The sequence below is a fragment of the Photorhabdus aegyptia genome, from assembly GCF_000612035.1.
GTDB lineage: Bacteria > Pseudomonadota > Gammaproteobacteria > Enterobacterales > Enterobacteriaceae > Photorhabdus > Photorhabdus akhurstii.
In genome coordinates, this window is sequence record NZ_JFGV01000007.1 from 72,185 (window position 1) to 93,318 (window position 21,134).

Genomic DNA, 21,134 nt, shown 5'->3' on the forward strand with positions numbered 1-21,134 from the left:
GCTCCTACTGTTGCCTTGAGTACAGCCACAGCGATCACAATGAATTTTTCTGTAATTATTGATACGACAAAGGTCATAAAAATGAAAAAGAATCATTTTAGCTAATACAAGGAGTATCCACTGAAAAGCAAATAATTTCTGTTAATACTGCTTGCTGTGAAGTGAAAATCAATCAACCACGTTGTTAAGCAACCAAGAAAACGCACTGTTCAAAATCAGTGCGTTAGGAAATAAATTTATCGAGTCTAGTCTGGCCAAAAATTTTCATCCATTATTTGCTCAAATGTCCAAGGACAAGTTTCAGGGAATATATTCCGATTAATTAGCGTTTCTTTTTCTGCTAATCGACGAGCAGCGATGTAAGCTTTTTCCAAATGCTCATCCAACTTATTTTTCAAACTAGGAGATTCTTGCAAACAATCAATTGCTTTATCACGCTGTTCTTCAATGGTCAGTTCCCAACTCCGCCCTCTGCGATCTGCCTGATATCTCCATTTCAGTAAGTGTGCGAGTAAAATTTCCAACCGGGATCGTAATTCTCTGCGCTCGCTTCGCCCCATAGCCTCAATTTCCTCAAGAAGATTTTCCGTATCCAACTGGCTCAAATCACCGGAACGAAGCAAACTGGCTTGCTCCTGCGTCCAACCATAAAAATCGCTGTCATAACGTGTCGTCATGGTTCCTCCACTTGTATATCAGCTATGCAACTGTATAAATTATGAGTCTGACAGATTATTGGCATACCGTCAAAACAGTATATTTATCATCAAAATCGATTAGCAGCCCATTCACCATAAAGGTACAGCACAGTATTGCAGCTTAAAGCCGGTGGTTTTACCCTTTCATTTGGAAAAACAAATTTATCGAGTCTATTCAGGCCAAAAGTTTTCATCCATTATTTGCTCAAACGTCCAAGGACAAGTTTCAGGAAATACACTACGCGTGACTGCTCCCCGCCGTAAAAAACGGCGAGGCTTCCCACTTCTCAGGCCGCCACCGTCTTTATGACGGATTTACGCTGGCCTCCGTGGGCAGAGACGACGAGTCCCGCCGCCTGTAATTCTGTTATGCCCTTGCGCTGGATGTTGAGCGCCGCATTGATATCGCGGTCATGTTCGACTCGACAGCAAGGGCATGGCCAGATCCGCTTACACAGCGGCATTTCCGGCATTTTGTGACCACAGCAATGGCAGGTTTTTGAACTGGCGAACCACTGATTCAGTTTGACCAGATGGACGCCCGCCGCTGCGGCTTTGTATTCCAGTTTCTTGACGAAGCCATGCCAGCCTGCATCCCCGATAGCGCGAGCTATATGGTGATTCTTCATCATGTTGGCCGATTTCAGCGTCTCAACAATGATCGCTTGGTTTTCGTCAACTATTGTTCGGGAGAGTTTGTGTTGAAAATCGGCGCGGGCATGGGCTACCCGCTCATGGACGGCCGCCAGACGTAAGCGTGCCTTGCCGCGGTTAGCGCTGCCCTGTTGTTTGCGGGACAGCGATTTTTGCTTACGACGCAGGTTACGGGCGGCGTTGATAAGGTGACGGGGGTTATTGACCTTCTCTCCGTTCGACTGGATAAGATAGTGGGATAGCCCCATATCACACCCGGTCACGCGGGTGATAACGCCCGGCTTTTCCGGCGCCTCTTTGCCGTCGTCACACAGGATAGCGGCGAAATATTTTCCCGTGGCGGTGCGAGAGAACGTAATGCTCTTCACTTTCCCTTCAATTTTTCTGTGTATGCGTGCTTCTATCGGTGACAATTTCGGGATCTTCACTGCGCCCTCCAGCACTTTCACCCCAACACAGTGATAGCTGGATTGCCTGCCCTGTTTGCGCTTGAACGTGGGAAATTGGGCGCGCAACTTCGGGTTGAAAAAATTATCAAACGCAGTATGCAGATTAATCACCGCCTGCTGTAATGCAATGGAGTCATATTCTTTGAGCCAGGCATACTTGCGGGATTGCTTCGCGACCGCCAGTAACGGTTTGAGGTCTTTGCGCGGATTTAAATTCACGCCGTGACGTTTGTAAGCCTGCTTTTTGATGTGCAGCGCCTTGTTGTACGCAAAACGGACCGCCCCGAACTGGCCGTTAAGATACTCTGCCTGTTCGGATGTGGGGTAGACGCGGACTTTGGTCGCTCTTAACATATTCAGCGCTCATTGATAAAGTGCATTCATTTTAGCCTGTTTTACTGGCAGATATCAATCCAGTCAGGAGACGCCGGAGTCGCCAGCCCTAAAGCCCTCTGGGCTTTTCGCCTGATATCCCCGCCCGCGCTGGGCAAGGGTTTACGGCGGTTTTTGCTAATGAAACGTTTCCCTTGTCTGAAAGGATACACGTATAGAAGATGCATAAAAACTATGGTTTTTGTTTGATAAAGAACAAAAACGAACCAAAAACGCTCACCAATAATTAAATAAAGCTCGTTATTGTGACGATAGTCACAATTTCATTGGTAAAGTACATTTTAAAAAGTTAACAAATCACTCAGAATTGTCGCCGGGGCAGAACAACTTTAACAACTGAGGGTTGTTTCACAGATAGGTTGGGTTATTTCTACTATCATAATTTTCGTTATGGAAAATAACCACTTACAAAACCTTTCATTTTCCCATCCGGTGGCATTAGTCAACCGGCGAGCTATTTATATAACTAGAAATGCCATCGGAGGCAAAATATGTTAAGTATTTTCAAGCCGGCACCTCATAGGTCCCGGCTGTCAACAGAACAGATAGATCCCGTCTATCGTCGCTTACGCTGGCAAATTTTTATGGGGATCTTCTTTGGCTACGCGGCTTATTATCTGGTAAGGAAAAACTTTGCTCTGGCAATGCCTTATCTGGTTGAGCAGGGTTTTTCCAAAGGGGATCTCGGTTTCGCGCTATCAGGGATCTCTATCGCATACGGCATCTCCAAATTCATCATGGGCTCCGTATCCGACCGTTCTAACCCACGATTCTTCTTACCCGCCGGTCTGCTCCTCGCGGCGGTTGTTATGCTGTTTATGGGTTTCGTACCCTGGGCAACTTCCAGCATCACTACCATGTTCATACTGCTGTTCCTATGTGGCTGGTTCCAGGGTATGGGTTGGCCTCCTTGTGGTCGTACTATGGTGCACTGGTGGTCACAGAAAGAACGTGGCGGTATCGTTTCTATCTGGAACTGCGCGCACAATGTTGGCGGAGGCTTACCGCCATTGCTATTCCTGTTGGGTATGGCGTGGTTCAATGACTGGAAAGCCGCACTTTACATGCCAGCTTTCGCCGCCATTCTCGTTGCATTGATTGCGTTCGCGCTGATGCGTGACACACCACAATCCTGTGGCTTGCCACCAATCGAAGAGTATAAAAACGACTATCCATCTGATTATACAGAGAAAGATGAAAAAGAATTAACAGCTAAACAGATTTTCATGCAGTACGTGTTACCGAACAAACTGCTGTGGATGGTTGCTATGGCTAACGTATTTGTTTATCTGCTACGTTACGGCATTCTTGATTGGTCGCCAACTTATCTGCGTGAAGCCAAACATTTCGCACTGGATAAATCTTCATGGGCTTATTTCCTGTACGAATATGCCGGTATCCCAGGCACGCTACTATGTGGTTGGATGTCAGACAAAATATTTAAAGGTAACCGTGGTGCAACCGGTGTGTTCTTTATGACACTGGTCACGATTGCAACTATCGTATTCTGGCTGAACCCACCAGGTAATCCAGCGGTAGATATGGCTTGTATGCTGACTATTGGTTTCCTTATCTACGGCCCGGTTATGCTGACTGGTCTACATGCCCTTGAGCTTGCTCCCAAGAAAGCCGCCGGTACAGCCGCTGGCTTCACCGGCTTATTTGGTTACTTAGGCGGCTCTGTTGCTGCAAGTGCTATCATCGGCTACACCGTTGACTTTTTCGGTTGGGACAGCGGCTTTATGGTAATGATTGGCGGGAGTATCTTGTCCGTTATTCTATTGCTAATCGTTACAATTACCGAAAGCAAACATAAACAAGAAATCACCCAACAATATGGCTAATTTCTGTCATTAAACTGTGATATATCACCGATAATATTAATTACGCCGCGGCATTTATATGTTGCGGCTTTTTTCAGCATCTAAACTAAGCTAAGAGATTATGTTAGTCAGTGTCTAACACAATCAAGCGCACAGTTTAATGAGATAGATTTCATCTCATCGCTAAAACGGAGAAAACACATGCAAGCTCCAATCAAAACAATAATAGCAGGTATTATTTTAGCCTCATCGATGTCAGGTATCACCCAAGCAGCTGATAAGATTGTTATTGCCCATCGAGGCGCGAGTGGATATCTGCCTGAACACACTCTGCCAGCCAAAGCGATGGCTTATGCCGAAGGGGCTGATTATCTGGAACAAGATCTGGTCATGACTAAAGATAATGAACTGATAGTCTTACACGACCACTACCTTGATCGTGTCACTGACGTTGCCAATAAATTCCCTGGCCGTGCCCGTAAAGATGGACGCTACTATGCCATCGACTTTACCTTGTCTGAAATAAAATCATTAAAATTCACAGAAGGCTTCGATATTAAAAACGACCGACAAATACAAAATTTCTCCAACCGTTTCCCAATGTGGAAGTCTGATTTCCGAATCCACACTTTTCAAGAAGAGATTGAGTTTGTTCAGGGATTGAATAAATCTACCGGAAAAAACATCGGCATTTATCCTGAAATCAAGGCACCTTGGTTCCATCAGCAAGAGGGTAAAGATATTTCCACTAAGGTGCTGACAGTGCTAAAAGAGTATGGTTACACCAAGAAAAGTGACAAAGTTTACCTCCAATGTTTTGATGTCAACGAACTCAAACGCATCAAAAACGAATTGGAACCCAAGCTAGGCATGGATCTGAAACTAATCCAACTGATCGCCTACACCGACTGGAATGAAACTTATGAAAAACAATCAGACGGCAAATGGATAAATTACAGCTATGACTGGATGTTCAAACCAGGCGCTATGAAAAAAGTGGCAACATATGCTGACGGCATCGGCCCTGATTACCATATGATTGTGTCTGAGGATTCCACACCAACCAATATTAAGTTAACCAATATGGTGAAAGAGGCTCACGCCAATAATATAGAAGTCCATCCATACACGATTCGGGTCGATCAACTGCCGAAATACGCCGCCAGTGGCGACCAGCTTTTCGATATCATTTATAACCAAGCGGGTGTAGATGGCGTATTCACCGATTTTCCCGACTTAGGTGTGAAATTCCTGCAAAAACAGCATCAACATAAATAAGATGCAAACAGGGCGCCTCAATCTGCGCCCTATTCCTATCGTTGAATAACTACGCCTTACTTATCGAAAAGGCCATAACATCACTGAGCTTTTCAGCCCGCAAAGCCAGCATCACCAAACGATCGACACCAAGCGCCACGCCTGCACACTCAGGCATCCCTTGTTTCAGAGCGCCAACCAAGTTTTCATCAATTGGTCGAACAGGTAAACCTAACTCTGCACGTTTACGGTTATCCTGTTCAAAACGCTGACGCTGTTCATGACTATCAGTTAGCTCACGGAAGCCATTTGCCAATTCAACGCCTTTAAAATAGACTTCGAAACGCTCTGCCACCCGATGATCTTCTTTGCTAATTTCCGCCAGAGAAGCCTGAGAAGCCGGAAAATGATAGATAAAAGTTGGCTTTTCAGTACCAATATGCGGTTCAACGCCAACAGCAAACAAAAGTTGCAATAAAATATCCCGATCTTCTTCTATATCAGCAATATTGCTCAGATCCAGCTTAGCCGCGACTTCACGCAACTTTTCTTTCTCTGCTGATAGCGGGTCAATATCCAGATAACGCAGGAAAGCTTGTTGATAAGAGAGTGATTCTGCACTTTCACAGTCAAGGATCTCTTGAAGTAAATCATCAACTTCATTCATCAAGCGATACATATCATAGTGAGGCCGATACCATTCCAGCATGGTAAATTCAGGATTATGATAACGACCAGCCTCTTCATTACGGAAACAGCGACCGAGCTGATAAATAGGGCCACTTCCTGCTGCCAGCAGGCGCTTCATGTGATATTCCGGGCTTGTCATCAGATAAAGAGTCATACCATCCGCGGCACCTGGACCAACAAACTCCGTCTGAAAAGGAAACAATTGAATATCAGTCACTGTAAACTGACCCATCGCAGGCGTTTCAACTTCCAATACCCCACGATCTGCGAAAAAGCGCCGTATTTCTGCTAAAATAGTCGCTCGTTTCAACAAGTTGGCGATAGGTGCACTTGGCTGCCAGTTTGCTGTTTCGCTCATGTAAATGACTCCAAAATAAAACCAAACGTGCAGTCTACCTGCATCACACATATCAGACAAATTATTACCGTCTGATCATCCCGGAACAACTTAGCTTGTCTCGCATCAAGACTATCGCAGATTGACTACTGCCGGATATATTATTAGCTATCTGCCCAAATATTACCGTCAGATAAAAATAAAATAGCGATCGATTTTTCCTGATACAACAAAGCCAATACCAGACAAAATCACCATTTACTCTAACAGAGTTATCAATTTAAAATGGCAAAATACATCTATATGGATTTTATCCGGCTTAATATAATTAATACCTTTTATGCTGATCCTACTCAGATATTTTCCATTATCTGCCTTTAGTGTTATCAAATTATAGCCGACATCTTCTACAGTAAACGTAGAATAAACATCAATACTAAATTTTGCTGCTTCAATATAATTACCACCAGGCCGAACAACCCGACTCAAATAAAGTCCATTGTCCGCCCGAAGTGCCATTGTATAAGCATCAAATAGCTTCACTACATATCGGGAAGAAGCACCCATAGTATATCTTCCGGCCTGGATGTAATTAACCTTTCCTTGACTGAATCGACTCAAATAGAGTCCATTATCTGCCTGCAATGCGATAGTGTGCTCTGATAATGCCATCATACCCTCCGTTTAAATATAATTAATTGCTCTATAGAATACCATTTAAACCTCATATCGAATCGCTATACCCATAGAAATAAAATCCCCTTGTTGAATATATACTAATACTGTTAAACAATAAAATATATTCTCTATTTATTATGGGCGACATAGACAATTATTAAATAACCAGATGAAATTATCATGCTTAAATTAAAAGTAAAATATTATAAGGAAACTGAAAAATAATTTAAGATGATAATTATAATATGATCAGTAACACGAAAAATACATTATCAACAAAATCATTACGAAATATAATTAATATTTTATCTGGTGTATTAAGTGACTAATCCTATTTTTTTGCTATTAACATAATGGTGATCAGATAAAACTGACCACCATAATAAGATATCATTAAAGATCAAAATTATCGAATTACAGTTTTACAACTTTAAACTGGCAATATATATCCAAGTCGTATTTATCCGGTTTAATATAATTAAAAATACCACCGGCATTGATCCGACTCAGATACTTTCCATTATCTGCACACAAAGCTATCACATTATCGTCGATATACTCTAAAGTAAAAATTGAATAAACATCAATGTCTGATTTTGTCGCTACTATATAATCACTGCCAGCCAGAGAGATTCGACTTAAATAGAGGCCATTGCTTGCACGAAGTGCTATCTTATTGGAGCTAAGTTGTGTTGCAGAATATTTGGTGTAAATATCAATAATAGATTTATTAGCTTCAATAAAGTCAAACCCTCCACCTCGATCAATTCGACTTAAATAGCACCCATTATCTGCCTGTAATGCAATAGGGCTACTTGATAATCCCATAACATTCTCCTGTTTAAATACATTTAATTTATTTCATTCAACTATATTAGTTATAACTTATTAATTTAAACATCACATTTTACTATTCCTATAAATATAAAATACTTTAAATGAATATATACAACCAATATGATTATTAAATACTAAAATATATTTTGGTATCTATTTTGAATAATATAATCATTTAAGATTTAATTATAATATTCATTAAACATAAATAATTTTCACACTTGGATTCACATTTAAATTATAAAACTACAAACTATAAATAAAACAAAAAATTATTTAAAGTCATTAATTACAATATTATAAATAACTCTAAATCCTATTATTATCTAATTATCTTGAAGTAAGTAATAGGTTTTTATTAGATATATTAAATAGTTGATATTATTTTAGTGCAAAAATAAGACAAAATAATAGTGGCCAGTTTTACCTGACCACCATAAAAAAACTCAAGTAAAGATCATTATTTATGCAATTAGTGTGGTCACTTTAAAGTGGCAATACACGTCTAAATTAACTTTATCCGGCTTAATGTAATCAACACCATTCTGAGTGATTCGACTTAAATATTTCCCGTTATCCGCGCGTAGAGCAATCACATTACATCCGACATCCTCTACTGTAAACGTAGAATAAACATCAATACTCGATTTCGCTGCTTCAATATAATCACCACCAGTTCGAGTAATCCGGCTCAAATAAAGCCCATTATCAGCAAGAAGCGCTATCTTATTAGTACCAAGCTGTATTAATTTATATCTTGAGTATATATCAATGGCAGATTTAACAGCTTCAATATACTGAACCCCCGCCAGATCTACTCGACTCAGGTAAAGATTATTATCTGCTTGTAATGCAATAGTGATATTTGGTAATCCCATAATATTCTCCTATTTAAATACATTTTGATTTCTTAAATTAATTAAGTTAAATGACTTTAATCATGAAAAACTATTTAAATGTTACTTATCCCTATACCTGTAAAAACAAAACTCCTTTACTAAATATAGGTCATTAAAATCAAATAGCAAATTATATTTCCGAATCTATTTTTAATGGCAAGGTTATTTTACTTTCAATTATAACATTCATAAAATAAACAAAAGTCATTTTTATATTTAATTTAAAAAATAATCATAAAAAATAAAAAAATAATTTAAGATTATTAACTACAATATTATCAGAAAAAATAAATTGCCTGAATATCACTGAACTTACACAATTTCTAACACCGATAAAAATACCAGATAAGTTAAATTCATACTATACAGACTATGACTTATCCCACCATGACACACCACCATTTTCCTCAAAAGGCACTCTTGTTACCAGATCGGGATGAACGGAAGATAAAATAACTCATTCTTGTCTCAGATCATATTTTTGTAACTAAATCTGACAATAATACCCTTTCATATCAAATTTACCTCACCTGGAACTCGCTATACTTAATCCAATACAAACAGTAATAAATAGCGGTCCTTAATCGTTAAAGCACAGGATTTTGCCTACAGAATCTTGCTATATAAGAAGCAATAACAACAACATTTAGGAAAGTTACGCCGATTTTGCTTACTAATTAATTTCACTTAAACAATGGAGAAGCACAGTGCAAATCTTTAATGCCGATCTCGCTATTATCGGAGCCGGAGGCGCTGGTCTACGTGCCGCAATTGCCGCCGCTGAAGCTAATCCTCAAATGAAGATTGCTCTAATCTCAAAAGTTTACCCAATGCGTAGCCACACTGTAGCAGCAGAAGGTGGATCAGCCGCAGTCACCCAAGTTCACGACTCCTATGACTTCCATTTCAACGACACAGTATCCGGTGGTGATTGGTTATGTGAGCAAGATGTTGTTGAATACTTCGTAGAACATTGCCCGACAGAAATGATCCAGCTAGAGCAATGGGGCTGCCCGTGGAGCCGTAAAGAAGATGGTTCCATCAACGTGCGTCGTTTTGGGGGTATGAAAATAGAACGTACCTGGTTCGCTGCGGATAAAACTGGCTTCCACATGCTGCATACGCTATTCCAGACCTCCCTTAAGTACCCTCAAATCCAGCGCTTTGATGAACATTTTGTCCTCGATATTCTGGTGGACGAAGGGCAAGCACGCGGTCTGGTTGCACTAAATATGATGGAAGGCACTAAAATTCAGATAAGAGCCAATGCCGTCATTATGGCAACCGGCGGCGCAGGCCGTGTATACCGTTACAATACCAACGGCGGTATCGTGACCGGTGATGGTATGGGCATAGCATTCCGTCACGGCGTACCACTGCGTGATATGGAATTTGTTCAGTATCATCCAACCGGTCTGCCAGGTTCCGGTATCCTAATGACAGAAGGTTGTCGTGGTGAAGGCGGAATTCTGGTCAACAAAGATGGCTACCGCTATTTACAAGATTATGGCCTCGGCCCTGAAACTCCATTAGGCAAACCTGAAAACAAATATATGGAACTAGGTCCCCGTGACAAAGTTTCTCAGGCTTTTTGGCATGAATGGCGTGCCGGTCGTACTATTTCAACTCCGCGTGGCAATGTGGTTTATCTCGATCTACGCCATTTAGGAGAGAAGACATTACTTGAACGCCTGCCCTTCATCTGTGAACTGGCAAAAGCGTATGTCGGTGTTGATCCCGTTAAAGAGCCCATTCCGGTCCGACCTACAGTACATTACACGATGGGCGGCATCGAAACTGACCAGAAATGTGAAACCCGAATTAAAGGGCTATTCGCTGTCGGTGAATGTTCTTCTGTCGGCCTGCATGGCGCAAACCGCCTTGGTTCCAATTCTCTGGCTGAATTGGTGGTCTTTGGCCGTCTGGCCGGTGAAGAAGCTGTAAAACATGTTCAACAAACCAAACCCGTTAATGACCGCCCATTGGATGCTCAGGCCCGTGATGTAGTCGCACGTTTGAACAATTTACTGAAACAGAAAGGGACGGAAAGTTGGTCGAAGATCCGTGATGAAATGGGGATCTCGATGGAAGAAGGCTGCGGTATCTATCGCACCCCTGAACTCATGTTAAAAACGATCGATAAGATTGCCGAATTAAAAGATCGCTTCAAACGAGTGAAAATCACCGACAACACCAATGTGTTCAACACAGATCTACTGTACACCATTGAGCTTGGCTTTGGCTTGGATGTGGCTGAATGTATGATTCATTCTGCGATAAACCGTAAAGAGTCCCGTGGCGCTCATCAACGTCTGGATGAAGGTTGTACCGAACGTGATGATGAAAACTTCCTAAAACATACACTCGCTTTCTATAACCCCGGAGATGTCCCTCACCTAGCATACAGCGATGTGAAAATCACCAAATCCACACCCGCAAAACGTGTATATGGCGGTGAAGCCGCAGCACAAGAGAAAAAATATAAGGAGCAGGAGAATGGTTGATATGAACACCCTGAGAGTGGAGGTCATGCGCTATAACCCAGAAAGTGACCATAAACCCCATTTTATAGCCTATGAAATTCCTTATGATGAGCAAACTTCTCTACTTGATGCCCTAGGTTACATTAAAGACAATCTCGCTCCCGACCTCTCTTACCGCTGGTCTTGCCGTATGGCTATCTGTGGCTCTTGCGGCATGATGGTTAACCGCGTGCCGAAGCTGGCCTGTAAAACCTTCCTGCGTGATTATCCTCAAGGGATGAGAGTTGAAGCGCTAGCTAACTTCCCTATTGAGCGTGACCTGGTAGTGGATATGACCCACTTCATTGAAAGCCTGGAAGCTATCAAACCATACATCATCGGGAATGACCGTAAACCTATTGAAGGACCAAATATTCAAACTCCAGCACAGATGGCGAAATATCATCAATTTTCCGGCTGTATTAACTGTGGCTTATGTTATGCCGCTTGCCCTCAGTTTGGTCTGAACCCTGAATTTATCGGCCCGGCGGCAATCACGCTGGCTCATCGTTACAACCTCGACAACCGCGACCACGGTAAGAAGAAGCGTATGCCCCAACTTAACAGCCAGAATGGGGTATGGAGCTGTACATTCGTTGGTTACTGTTCTGAGGTCTGTCCGAAACATGTCGATCCAGCCGCGGCTATCCAACAAGGCAAGATCGAAAGCGCGAAAGATTTCATGATCGCCATGCTAAAACCACAATAAGGGGGAGGAAGAGAGTAATGACGACTAAACGTAAACCTTATATTCGCAGCATGGCTCCCAACTGGTGGCAGAAACTGAGCTTTTACCGCTTCTATATTCTACGTGAAAGTACCGCAGTGACGACTATGTGGTTCAGTATCTTATTGATATACGGTCTATTCGCCCTAAAAGGCGGCGCACAAAGCTGGGATGAATTTGTCACGTTCCTGAAAAACCCTGTCATTCTGCTGATTAATATCATCACCCTGCTAGGTGCTCTGCTGCATACTAAAACTTGGTTTGAGCTAGCGCCGAAGGCAGCTAACATAGTGATAAAAGGCGAAAAAATGGGATCTGGGCCAGTAATCAAACTACTATGGACCGTCACTATTATCGCCACCATGATTATATTAGGTATAGCCTTATTTTAACCTCAAGGAGGATCTAATGAATCAAATACCTAAACGTTCCGATGAACCGATTTTTTGGGGATTATTTGGCGCCGGTGGTATGTGGGGCGCAATTGTAGCCCCTGCCATTATTTTATTGGTAGCAATCCTTTTACCATTGGGAGTAGCACCAGAAGCATTAAGCTACACACGAATTCTCGCTTTTAGCCAGAGTTTTATTGGTCGTGCTTTCCTATTACTGATGATTATTCTACCGCTATGGTGTGGTTCACACCGTATCCACCACGGTATGCATGACCTGAAAATTCATATCCCTGCAAGTAAATGGATTTTCTACGGCCTGGCAGCGATTCTGAGTGTTGTCGCGATTATTGGGGTTTTTACGTTGTAGTCGAACAGCAACGAGCTGAAGTTATAAATACTCTTTACCCTGATCAATGTTGTCAAAAACCTACCCTCACATCTGTTTACGCAGGAAAATATCTTTAAAGGCTGGTTTGTCCAGCCTTTAACTTATTCAAGCTATCATCCAAGATATATTCATTTCTCCGAAATTCTCCTGCTTTTGATTCACGAAAGGAAAAACTACACAAGTGAAAAAAGCATAGGCGGAAGTGATAGTTCCTTTGCCTAATATTCCTTCAATATAAAAGAAAGTATGCTACCATTCACCCATGAAAAGAAAAAATACACCAACGCCACATGATGCCGTTTTTAAGCAGTTTTTAAGTCATGTTGAAACAGCCAAGGATTTTCTGGAGATACATTTGTCGGCGGCATTACAGGCAGTATGTGATCTCGATACACTCCGGCTGGAACCTGGGTCGTTTATTGAAGAGGATTTGCGAGCACACTATTCCGATATCCTCTATTCCCTGAAAACGGTGCAAGGTGACGGTTATGTGTATTGTGTAATTGAACACCAGAGTTCCCCAGACAAAATGATGGCGTTCCGGCTGATGCGTTACAGTATTTCAGCAATGCAGCGGCATTTAGAGCAAGGACATAAGAAATTACCGCTGGTGATCCCAATATTGTTTTACCACGGGAAAACGCGGCCATATCCGTGGAGTACCAACTGGCTCGACTGCTTTGATACTCCGACGTTGGCAGCAGAAATCTACTCCAATGCATTCCCACTGGTGGACCTCACGGTTATCCCTGATGATGAAATACTGACGCACAAACGGGTCGCCCTGCTGGAGATGGTACAAAAACATATCCGACAGCGAGACATCTCGGAGCTATTGCAAGAGCTGGTAATACTGCTGGCGTACGATTACTATACGGATGAGCAGTTAAAAAGCGTGCTAAACTATCTGTTACAGGCAGGCGATACGGCTGATCCGGAAGGGTTTATCCGGCAACTGGCAAAGCAGGTGCCGAAGTATGAGGAGGTACTAATGACCATTGCACAGAAATTAGAACAGAAAGGGCGTCTGGAAGGTGAAAAACTAGCGGCATTGAAAATTGCCCGTTCACTGCTGGATCTTGGCATCGATCGTGAAACAGTGATGAAAACTACCGGACTAAGCCAGAATGAACTGGAGCAAATACGTCACTAATTCACGCTACCAACCCTTTTTGATAGCGTAAAGATCTATGCACAAATGCACGAAACGTGCAGAAGCACTACAAAAAGTCGGTATTTCTTGATAAAGAATATCCTATATATACCCTATGGATTTCAAGATGCATCGCGACGGCAAGGGAGCGAATCCCCGGGAGCATAGAGAACTATGTGACTGGGGTGAGTGAGTGCAGCCAACAAAGAGGCAACTTGAAAGATGACGGGTATAGAAGCTGCACTGCCAAAATGTGAAACCTTTGGAGTGCAGTTCAATATTAACTGGACAATTTCAAACCGATAATACCGGCGATAATCAGAACAAAACTTAGAATCCGGGCAAAACTTGCAGATTCACCGAACACTATAATGCCAAAAATGGCAGTACCCACTGCGCCTATTCCAGTCCACACCGCATAAGCTGTACCTATTGGCAATCCTTTCATCGCATAAGCAAGCAACCCCATACTGAGCGCCACAGCACCGGCTGTAATAAGGCTCGGTATCAACCGGGTGAAACCATGAGTATATTTCAGGCCAACCGCCCAGACGACTTCGAATAAACCAGCAATAACAAGAACAAACCAGGACATATCAACGCCCCATATATAGTTGTGGAGTCGTCCCCAAAAAACGGCAGTATATCCAGGTCGTCCCGGATAACCATTAGAAACAGAGATGAATTATAGTCGTGTAAAATTGCAGTATCAATAACACAATATCGTGAGCTTAAAAGACAAAATAGCCATGCCCGGTATTATCACCAATAAAGAAAAACCACAGTCTGCTTCCAGAACTGCGGCTTTTATCGAATACAGTCGGGGTAATTATTTTACGCGAGAAACGTATTCACCAGAACGGGTATCCACTTTAATCACTTCACCGATTTGAACGAACAGAGGTACTTTAACTACAGCACCAGTGCTCAAAGTTGCTGGTTTACCACCCGTACCTGCGGTATCACCTTTCAGACCTGGATCAGTATCAGTAATTTCTAATTCAACAAAGTTTGGCGGAGTCACAGAGATAGGCTGACCATTCCACAACGTCAGGATACACTCAGCTTGTTCTACTAACCATTTCGCATTATCGCCAACTGCTTTTTCATCAGCAGCTAATTGCTCGAAGGTTTCGTTATTCATAAAGTGCCAAAACTCACCATCGTTATACAGGTAAGTCAGGTTCATATCCATCACGTCGGCAGATTCTACAGAGTCAGTAGACTTAAAGGTCTTTTCCAGCAGTTTACCGGAAATCAGCTTACGAATACGAACACGGGCAAACGCCTGACCTTTACCCGGCTTCACGAATTCACTTTCAAGAATAGCGCACGGCTCGCCATCTAACATGATTTTAAGACCTGAACGGAATTCATTGGTACTATAAGTAGCCATGGAGATCCTCTTTCTAAACAAAATGGCTTAGCCAAAAAATGGCGCACATTATAACCCCAAAGATCATCATCAGAGAAGACTGGTTGAAACAACTTACAGATGTTATTACCGACCCTGATGAATTATTACAATTATTATCTTTAGATGAACACCCGACATTGAGTAAGGGGAGTGACGCACGTCGCCTGTTTCCACTACGGGTACCTAGGGCTTTTGTTGCACGTATGCAAGTAAACGATCCTGATGATCCACTATTGCTTCAGGTCATAACGACACCAGAAGAATTTACACTTACACCTGGTTTTTCTACCGATCCTCTGGATGAACAACGCAGTGCTGTCCCCGGTCTATTACATAAATACCGTAATCGTGCACTATTGCTGGTTAAAGGAGGATGTGCGGTTAACTGCCGTTATTGCTTCCGCCGTCATTTCCCATACGAAGATAACAAAGGTAATAAACGCAATTGGCAACAAGCGTTAGATTACATTCAGCAACATCCTGAACTTGATGAGATTATCTTCTCTGGCGGCGATCCTTTAATGGCAAAAGATCACGAACTTGATTGGTTGATTAGCAATCTGGAAAAAATTTCCCATATCAAACGACTACGTATTCATACTCGTCTGCCTGTGGTTATTCCTGCCCGGATCACAACAACACTTTGTGATCGGCTGGCACAATCAAGATTACAGGTGCTCATGGTGACACATATCAATCATGCTAATGAGATCGACCAATCCTTACGGAACAGCATGATATTGCTGAAACAAGCAGGTATCACGTTATTAAATCAAAGTGTGCTGTTACGCGGTGTCAATAATCATTCTGATACTCTGGCTGATTTGAGCAATGCTCTGTTTGATGCAGGCATTCTGCCTTATTACATTCATGTGCTGGATAAAGTACAAGGAGCAGCCCACTTTATGATCAGCGATGAAGAAGCCAGGGAGCTTATTCGAGAATTACTGACAAAAATTTCAGGTTACTTAGTACCTCGTCTGGCAAGGGAAATCGGCGGAGAACCGAGTAAGACACCTCTTGATTTGGGATTAAGGCAAAATTAACAAAAAATTCATGCCCGGATACTTTTTAGCCGGGCATATCATTCAAATCCTGAATGCCATTACTGGCATTTATAGACCTGACCAATCATTTTACTATCCAGCGGAGCAAAGCTCGATAACAGACTTTCACTCGGACTGGTGACTCCATAAATCACATTTCCCCCCATAACTGCGGCTTTATTGCGTAAATCATTAGCTGCCCCACGCATCGAGCTACTTTCATTACTTACACCAGTCATCCAATTGCTTTGTGTACCTGTTACTTCACCTAATAACTGACACTCGCTATCGGGCTTAATGTCAACAAAAAGAACCTGTGAACCTCCAGAAGTTAATTGGTTGGTAGTCGTACACCCTGCCAGCAGTAGCAACACTGAAGCGCTGAGCAAAACTTTAATTCGCATGTTTTTCCTCACTCATTGTTGTAAATTCGACAATTAATCATCAATATACCTTGTTGTGTGCCAATATCGCAAAAAATAATTTAATAAAGTATCCTTAAGGTAGAATGTTTAGGCCAAAAATCTTTTATACCAAGATGAATTCAGTAAAAAAATAGGGGAAATAACCGAATAAATAACACGAATAAGCTCAATAAGTTACTTTTCCCATAAAAAGGTAATTCATTAATTATCCCATTAGTTATATCCCAAAAAAATCTTTTATCCATTATATTAATGACCTGATAAATCATTCACGATATTACAAGTACCAAAACTAATATGGATTATAAATTTTCCTACATCTCTATTAATTTAAAAAATCAATCTGCAATATTAAAAGTATAATGTAAACATTTAACCGATTCTTTAACTCCTAAAAGTGTCTTGGATAAGCTTATAATAATCCGACATATATTTCCTATTAGCATATTTGTGCTTGTTTTTTATCTGATAAATTCAATTCCGATGTTGCGAATGATATTAAACTTAAACCATCTCGTTAAAAATACCATTAGAACATCTATCAACAGTTTTAAATTGGTAATATCTCACAACAATCTTTTATTAAGTAATTATCTGATGTTATATTTAGCAAAAATTACACTTATTAAGATGATTTAGCAATTATACTCATCTTAATTTCATGTGGATTTTATTATATATAAATAACTATGTCTTTTTAACACGGATTCAATTTGAATACAGATATTCCATTGATACCACGATAACACTCGATCAAATATTTTCGTGGTACCAATTTCATGGTTATTACCATCCATCACCAATATGGATGTACTCTGCTAGATAGTCGAGAAATACCCGTACTCGTGATGGAGGTTGCCTGCCTGTGCCGACAAAAACGGCATATATTTCTTCCTTATCGCCAGGATTATAGTTCTCAAGTACAGGTAGCAGCAAACCAGCCTGAATATCAGCATTCACATGGAAACAGGCCAGTCGTGCTAAGCCAAGTCCTGCTATTGCGGCTTTACGCATGGTTTCTCCATCACCAAGTAACAAGTTCCCTGAAGGCAATTGTTGCACCCACTCTTCCGAACCGATGAAAGGCCACGCTTTCACATGGCGGGTGAAACCAAAACCAAGTCGATTGTAGCGCCCTAGATCGCCAGGCGTAGCAGGCATCCCTACTCTTTCAAGGTATGAAGGAGATCCTACCACAACCATTCGACTTGACCCCAACCGGCGCACCATGAGACATGAGTCGTCCAGAGGGGGACCAGTACGAATTGCCACATCGCTATGATCATCAAGTAAATCCACTACCAAGTCACATAACGAGATGTCGAGCGTGATCTCCGGGTAGCATTGCAGGAAGTCCGGTAATATAGGCATCAAGCAATGTTTTCCAAAGGCAACATGACAATTCACACGTATACGTCCACGCGGTGCTGTTCCCTGATTTGCCTCTTGTTCTGCGGCTATGATGTCCTCCAAAATCCTGACACTACGCTCATAGAAAACAGAACCCTCAGCCGTTAATTGAAGTTTACGTGTTGTTCTATTCAACAGCCGTACACCAAGTCGCATCTCCAGTCGATTAATAAGCTTACTGACTGCTGATGGCGTCATGTCGAGCTTGCGAGCAGCGGCAGAGAGACTCGCCGACTCAATTACCTGAACGAACACAGCCATTTCTGTAGATCGATTAAATTTGTGCATAGATATTTGAATTATTTTCCAAAGTCCTATGAATAAATGAATTTTAGTCTAATATGCTCATTTTTTCTAAGTTTAAGGAGATATTTTTTCCTTAAGAATTTGTCCTATGCCAAATCACTTCTATTACTTAGGCCGTTACGTGTTTATGGCCTGGGATTGACGCTGTTTACGAATAAGATAGTGGAACATCAAGTCGCCTTTTAAGCTGATAAAAAGGGCGAGTCACTTTATCCGATGCGCCGTAAAACCCCATCCTTCAGAGGATGTCAAAAAGTCATAGCTTCACACAGGTACAGAACAGAACTGTATTGCCCAAACTTTTGATCACGAGCATGACACACTGGATAGTGCTGAGGAGAGAAACAGGAGAAGAGAACGCTATAACAAGAGCAGCTCTTGCGCCATTCATCGGGGTGTCAGCAAAAACAGGATTGACGGGAAAGTCTTCCAGCTATCCTAATAAACCAATCACTGAGTAAAACGGAAATCGATATCCGGGCTAAAACTCAGCCCGAATATCGGATTTTATCAAATGCTATTTCGGCGGGTTGGTTAGCGACTACCACTATAAAAGTTAGTGGTCACTACGGACGTAACCCGCCAGGCTAGCGACCTACGCGGCTATTACATCATGCCGCCCATACCGCCCATGCCACCCATACCACCTGCTGCGCCTAAATCAGCTTTATCGTCTTTAGGCAGATCAGTGATCATACATTCAGTGGTGATCATCAGGCCAGCGATAGATGCTGCAAATTGCAGTGCAGAACGGGTTACTTTGGTTGGGTCCAGAATACCCATTGCGATCATATCGCCATACTGTTCAGTCGTTGCGTTATAACCGAAGTTGCCTTCACCTGCTTTCACGTTGTTTGCGATAACAGACGGCTCTTCACCTGCGTTGTCAACGATCTGACGCAAAGGAGCTTCCATCGCGCGCATTGCAACACGGATACCTACGTTTTGATCTTCGTTATCGCCTTTCAGACCAGCAATAGCTGCTGCAACGCGAACCAGTGCAACACCACCACCAGCTACCACGCCTTCTTCTACTGCTGCGCGAGTCGCATGCAGAGCATCGTCAACGCGAGCACGTTTTTCTTTCATTTCAACTTCTGTTGCAGCACCAACTTTAATAACAGCAACACCGCCAGCCAATTTAGCTACGCGCTCTTGCAGTTTTTCACGGTCATAATCAGAAGTGGACTCTTTGATCTGCTGATTGATCTGAGAAACACGGCCTGCAATTGCAGCTTCTTCACCAATGCCATCAATGATGGTGGTGGTATCTTTGTTGATAACGATACGTTTTGCCTGACCCAGATCTTCCAGAGTTGCTTTTTCCAACTCCAGGCCAATCTCTTCAGAAATAACATTACCGTTAGTCAAGACAGCGATGTCTTGCAGCATAGCTTTACGGCGGTCACCGAAGCCAGGCGCTTTAACCGCAGCAACTTTAACGATGCCACGCATGGTGTTAACAACCAGAGTAGCCAGTGCTTCACCTTCAACATCTTCAGCAACAATCAGCAAAGGCTTGCTTGCCTTAGCTACACCTTCCAGAACTGGCAACAGTTCACGGATGTTGGAGATTTTTTTATCTACCAGAAGAATATATGGGTTTTCTAATTCAACAGAACCGTTTTCTGGTTTGTTGATGAAATAAGGAGAGAGGTAACCACGGTCAAACTGCATACCTTCAACGACATCCAGCTCGTCTTCCAGGCCAGTACCTTCTTCAACGGTGATTACACCTTCTTTACCGACTTTATCCATCGCTTCTGCGATCAATTTACCCACAGTTTCGTCGGAATTCGCGGAGATAGTACCTACCTGAGCAATAGAGGTGGAATCAGAGCAAGGTACGGACAGCTTTTTCAGTTCTGCCACTGCTGCAACCACAGCTTTGTCGATACCGCGTTTCAGATCCATTGGGTTCATACCAGCGGCTACGGCTTTCAGACCTTCAGTAACAATAGACTGAGCCAATACAGTTGCTGTTGTTGTACCGTCGCCCGCAGCATCGTTCGCTTTAGAAGCAACTTCTTTCACCATCTGAGCACCCATGTTTTCGAACTTGTCTTCCAGTTCAATTTCACGAGCTACGGAAACGCCGTCTTTAGTGATTGCAGGAGCGCCGAAAGATTTATCCAGCACAACGTTACGGCCTTTAGGACCTAGGGTTACTTTTACTGCATCAGCAAGAATATTCACACCACGTAGCATCTTAACGCGAGCGTCGCTACCAAATTTTACGTCTTTAGCTGCCATTGTTTCTTTCCTTTAAATTCGTTCAGTTAAGAAGATCTAAGCGCAACAATTACGCTTCAACAATTGCCAGAATGTCGCTTTCAGACATGATCAACACTTCTTCGTTGTCGATCTTCTCTGACTTAATACCGTAACCATCGTTAAAAATAACGATATCTCCAACTTTCACACACAGTGCTTTCACATCACCGTTTTCAAGGATGCGGCCATTGCCTACAGCCAGAACTTCACCACGAGTGGATTTACTCGCAGCTGTGCCAGTCAGCACAATACCGCCAGCAGATTTTGATTCAACTTCTTTACGCTTGACGATTACACGATCATGCAATGGACGAATATTCATTGATAGCTCTCCTATAAGAAAGTCCATATCAGGT

The 21,134-nt window shown here is 42.3% G+C and carries 20 protein-coding genes; 8 read left to right on the top strand and 12 right to left on the bottom strand.

Annotation, left to right across the window (positions count from 1 at the left end; translation table 11 throughout):
- Window positions 1-245: 245 nt before the first annotated feature.
- Together BA1DRAFT_RS03280 and BA1DRAFT_RS03285 are read right to left on the bottom strand one after the other, a co-directional pair.
- Window positions 246-677: a DUF29 domain-containing protein gene (locus BA1DRAFT_RS03280; protein ID WP_036776046.1), complete on the bottom strand. Its 432-nt coding sequence runs from the start codon at window positions 675-677 to the stop codon at window positions 246-248.
- Between the two features lie 308 nt (window positions 678-985).
- Window positions 986-2,155, bottom strand: a complete 1,170-nt coding sequence (locus BA1DRAFT_RS03285) for an RNA-guided endonuclease InsQ/TnpB family protein (protein WP_036776047.1) — start codon at window positions 2,153-2,155, stop codon at window positions 986-988.
- Between the two features lie 530 nt (window positions 2,156-2,685).
- Here BA1DRAFT_RS03285 and glpT point away from each other — a divergent pair.
- A complete protein-coding gene (glpT, locus tag BA1DRAFT_RS03290) occupies window positions 2,686-4,038 on the top strand; it encodes a glycerol-3-phosphate transporter (RefSeq protein WP_036776048.1) in 1,353 nt (450 codons plus the stop codon).
- A 180-nt stretch (window positions 4,039-4,218) separates the two neighbouring features.
- Window positions 4,219-5,295 (top strand): glycerophosphodiester phosphodiesterase, encoded by a 1,077-nt coding sequence (gene glpQ / locus BA1DRAFT_RS03295; RefSeq protein WP_036776049.1) that lies wholly within the window; start codon window positions 4,219-4,221, stop codon window positions 5,293-5,295.
- Window positions 5,296-5,344: 49 nt separating this feature from the next.
- Here glpQ and epmA read toward each other — a convergent pair whose 3' ends face one another.
- From epmA to BA1DRAFT_RS03315, 4 genes are all read right to left on the bottom strand, one after another.
- Window positions 5,345-6,322: an elongation factor P--(R)-beta-lysine ligase gene (epmA, locus tag BA1DRAFT_RS03300; protein WP_036776050.1), complete on the bottom strand. Its 978-nt coding sequence runs from the start codon at window positions 6,320-6,322 to the stop codon at window positions 5,345-5,347.
- Between the two features lie 237 nt (window positions 6,323-6,559).
- Entirely contained in the window at window positions 6,560-6,976 is a 417-nt protein-coding gene (locus tag BA1DRAFT_RS03305; protein WP_235200955.1) for a fascin domain-containing protein, read from the bottom strand.
- 417 nt (window positions 6,977-7,393) lie between these two features.
- Entirely contained in the window at window positions 7,394-7,807 is a 414-nt protein-coding gene (locus BA1DRAFT_RS03310; protein ID WP_036776053.1) for a fascin domain-containing protein, read from the bottom strand.
- 473 nt (window positions 7,808-8,280) lie between these two features.
- Window positions 8,281-8,694 (bottom strand): fascin domain-containing protein, encoded by a 414-nt coding sequence (locus BA1DRAFT_RS03315; protein ID WP_036776054.1) that lies wholly within the window; start codon window positions 8,692-8,694, stop codon window positions 8,281-8,283.
- A gap of 728 nt (window positions 8,695-9,422) precedes the next feature.
- On the opposite strand from BA1DRAFT_RS03315, the gene frdA reads away from it, so the two are divergent.
- From frdA to BA1DRAFT_RS03340, 5 genes are all read left to right on the top strand, one after another.
- Window positions 9,423-11,219 carry a fumarate reductase (quinol) flavoprotein subunit gene (gene frdA, locus BA1DRAFT_RS03320; protein ID WP_036776055.1) on the top strand — a complete coding sequence of 599 codons (1,797 nt, stop codon included), beginning with the start codon at window positions 9,423-9,425 and terminating at the stop codon, window positions 11,217-11,219.
- On the top strand, window positions 11,212-11,946 hold the full coding sequence (locus tag BA1DRAFT_RS03325) for a succinate dehydrogenase/fumarate reductase iron-sulfur subunit (RefSeq protein ID WP_036776056.1): 735 nt from the start codon (window positions 11,212-11,214) through the stop codon (window positions 11,944-11,946). The genes frdA and BA1DRAFT_RS03325 overlap by 8 nt, the downstream gene beginning before the upstream one ends.
- Before the next feature lie 17 nt (window positions 11,947-11,963).
- On the top strand, window positions 11,964-12,356 hold the full coding sequence (gene frdC, locus BA1DRAFT_RS03330; RefSeq protein WP_036776057.1) for a fumarate reductase subunit FrdC: 393 nt from the start codon (window positions 11,964-11,966) through the stop codon (window positions 12,354-12,356).
- Between the two features lie 16 nt (window positions 12,357-12,372).
- Window positions 12,373-12,726 (top strand): fumarate reductase subunit FrdD, encoded by a 354-nt coding sequence (gene frdD, locus BA1DRAFT_RS03335; protein ID WP_036776059.1) that lies wholly within the window; start codon window positions 12,373-12,375, stop codon window positions 12,724-12,726.
- Between the two features lie 283 nt (window positions 12,727-13,009).
- Window positions 13,010-13,900: an Rpn family recombination-promoting nuclease/putative transposase gene (locus BA1DRAFT_RS03340; protein ID WP_036776060.1), complete on the top strand. Its 891-nt coding sequence runs from the start codon at window positions 13,010-13,012 to the stop codon at window positions 13,898-13,900.
- Between the two features lie 280 nt (window positions 13,901-14,180).
- Here BA1DRAFT_RS03340 and sugE read toward each other — a convergent pair whose 3' ends face one another.
- Window positions 14,181-14,495: a quaternary ammonium compound efflux SMR transporter SugE gene (sugE, locus tag BA1DRAFT_RS03345; protein WP_036776061.1), complete on the bottom strand. Its 315-nt coding sequence runs from the start codon at window positions 14,493-14,495 to the stop codon at window positions 14,181-14,183.
- A 234-nt stretch (window positions 14,496-14,729) separates the two neighbouring features.
- The gene (gene efp, locus BA1DRAFT_RS03350) at window positions 14,730-15,296 is read right to left on the bottom strand and encodes an elongation factor P (RefSeq protein ID WP_036776062.1); all 567 of its coding nucleotides are present in this window, start codon (window positions 15,294-15,296) and stop codon (window positions 14,730-14,732) included.
- Between the two features lie 38 nt (window positions 15,297-15,334).
- On the opposite strand from efp, the gene epmB reads away from it, so the two are divergent.
- A complete protein-coding gene (epmB, locus tag BA1DRAFT_RS03355) occupies window positions 15,335-16,363 on the top strand; it encodes an EF-P beta-lysylation protein EpmB (protein WP_036776063.1) in 1,029 nt (342 codons plus the stop codon).
- A gap of 59 nt (window positions 16,364-16,422) precedes the next feature.
- Here the strand turns inward: epmB and BA1DRAFT_RS03360 are convergent, their stop codons facing one another.
- From BA1DRAFT_RS03360 to BA1DRAFT_RS03375, 4 genes are all read right to left on the bottom strand, one after another.
- Entirely contained in the window at window positions 16,423-16,767 is a 345-nt protein-coding gene (locus BA1DRAFT_RS03360; protein ID WP_036776064.1) for a DUF4156 domain-containing protein, read from the bottom strand.
- Between the two features lie 807 nt (window positions 16,768-17,574).
- Window positions 17,575-18,459, bottom strand: a complete 885-nt coding sequence (locus BA1DRAFT_RS03365) for a LysR family transcriptional regulator (RefSeq protein ID WP_235200956.1) — start codon at window positions 18,457-18,459, stop codon at window positions 17,575-17,577.
- Window positions 18,460-19,110: 651 nt separating this feature from the next.
- Window positions 19,111-20,757 carry a chaperonin GroEL gene (gene groL / locus BA1DRAFT_RS03370; protein ID WP_036776066.1) on the bottom strand — a complete coding sequence of 549 codons (1,647 nt, stop codon included), beginning with the start codon at window positions 20,755-20,757 and terminating at the stop codon, window positions 19,111-19,113.
- Window positions 20,758-20,806: 49 nt separating this feature from the next.
- Window positions 20,807-21,100, bottom strand: a complete 294-nt coding sequence (locus BA1DRAFT_RS03375) for a co-chaperone GroES (RefSeq protein WP_036776068.1) — start codon at window positions 21,098-21,100, stop codon at window positions 20,807-20,809.
- Window positions 21,101-21,134: the final 34 nt, after the last annotated feature.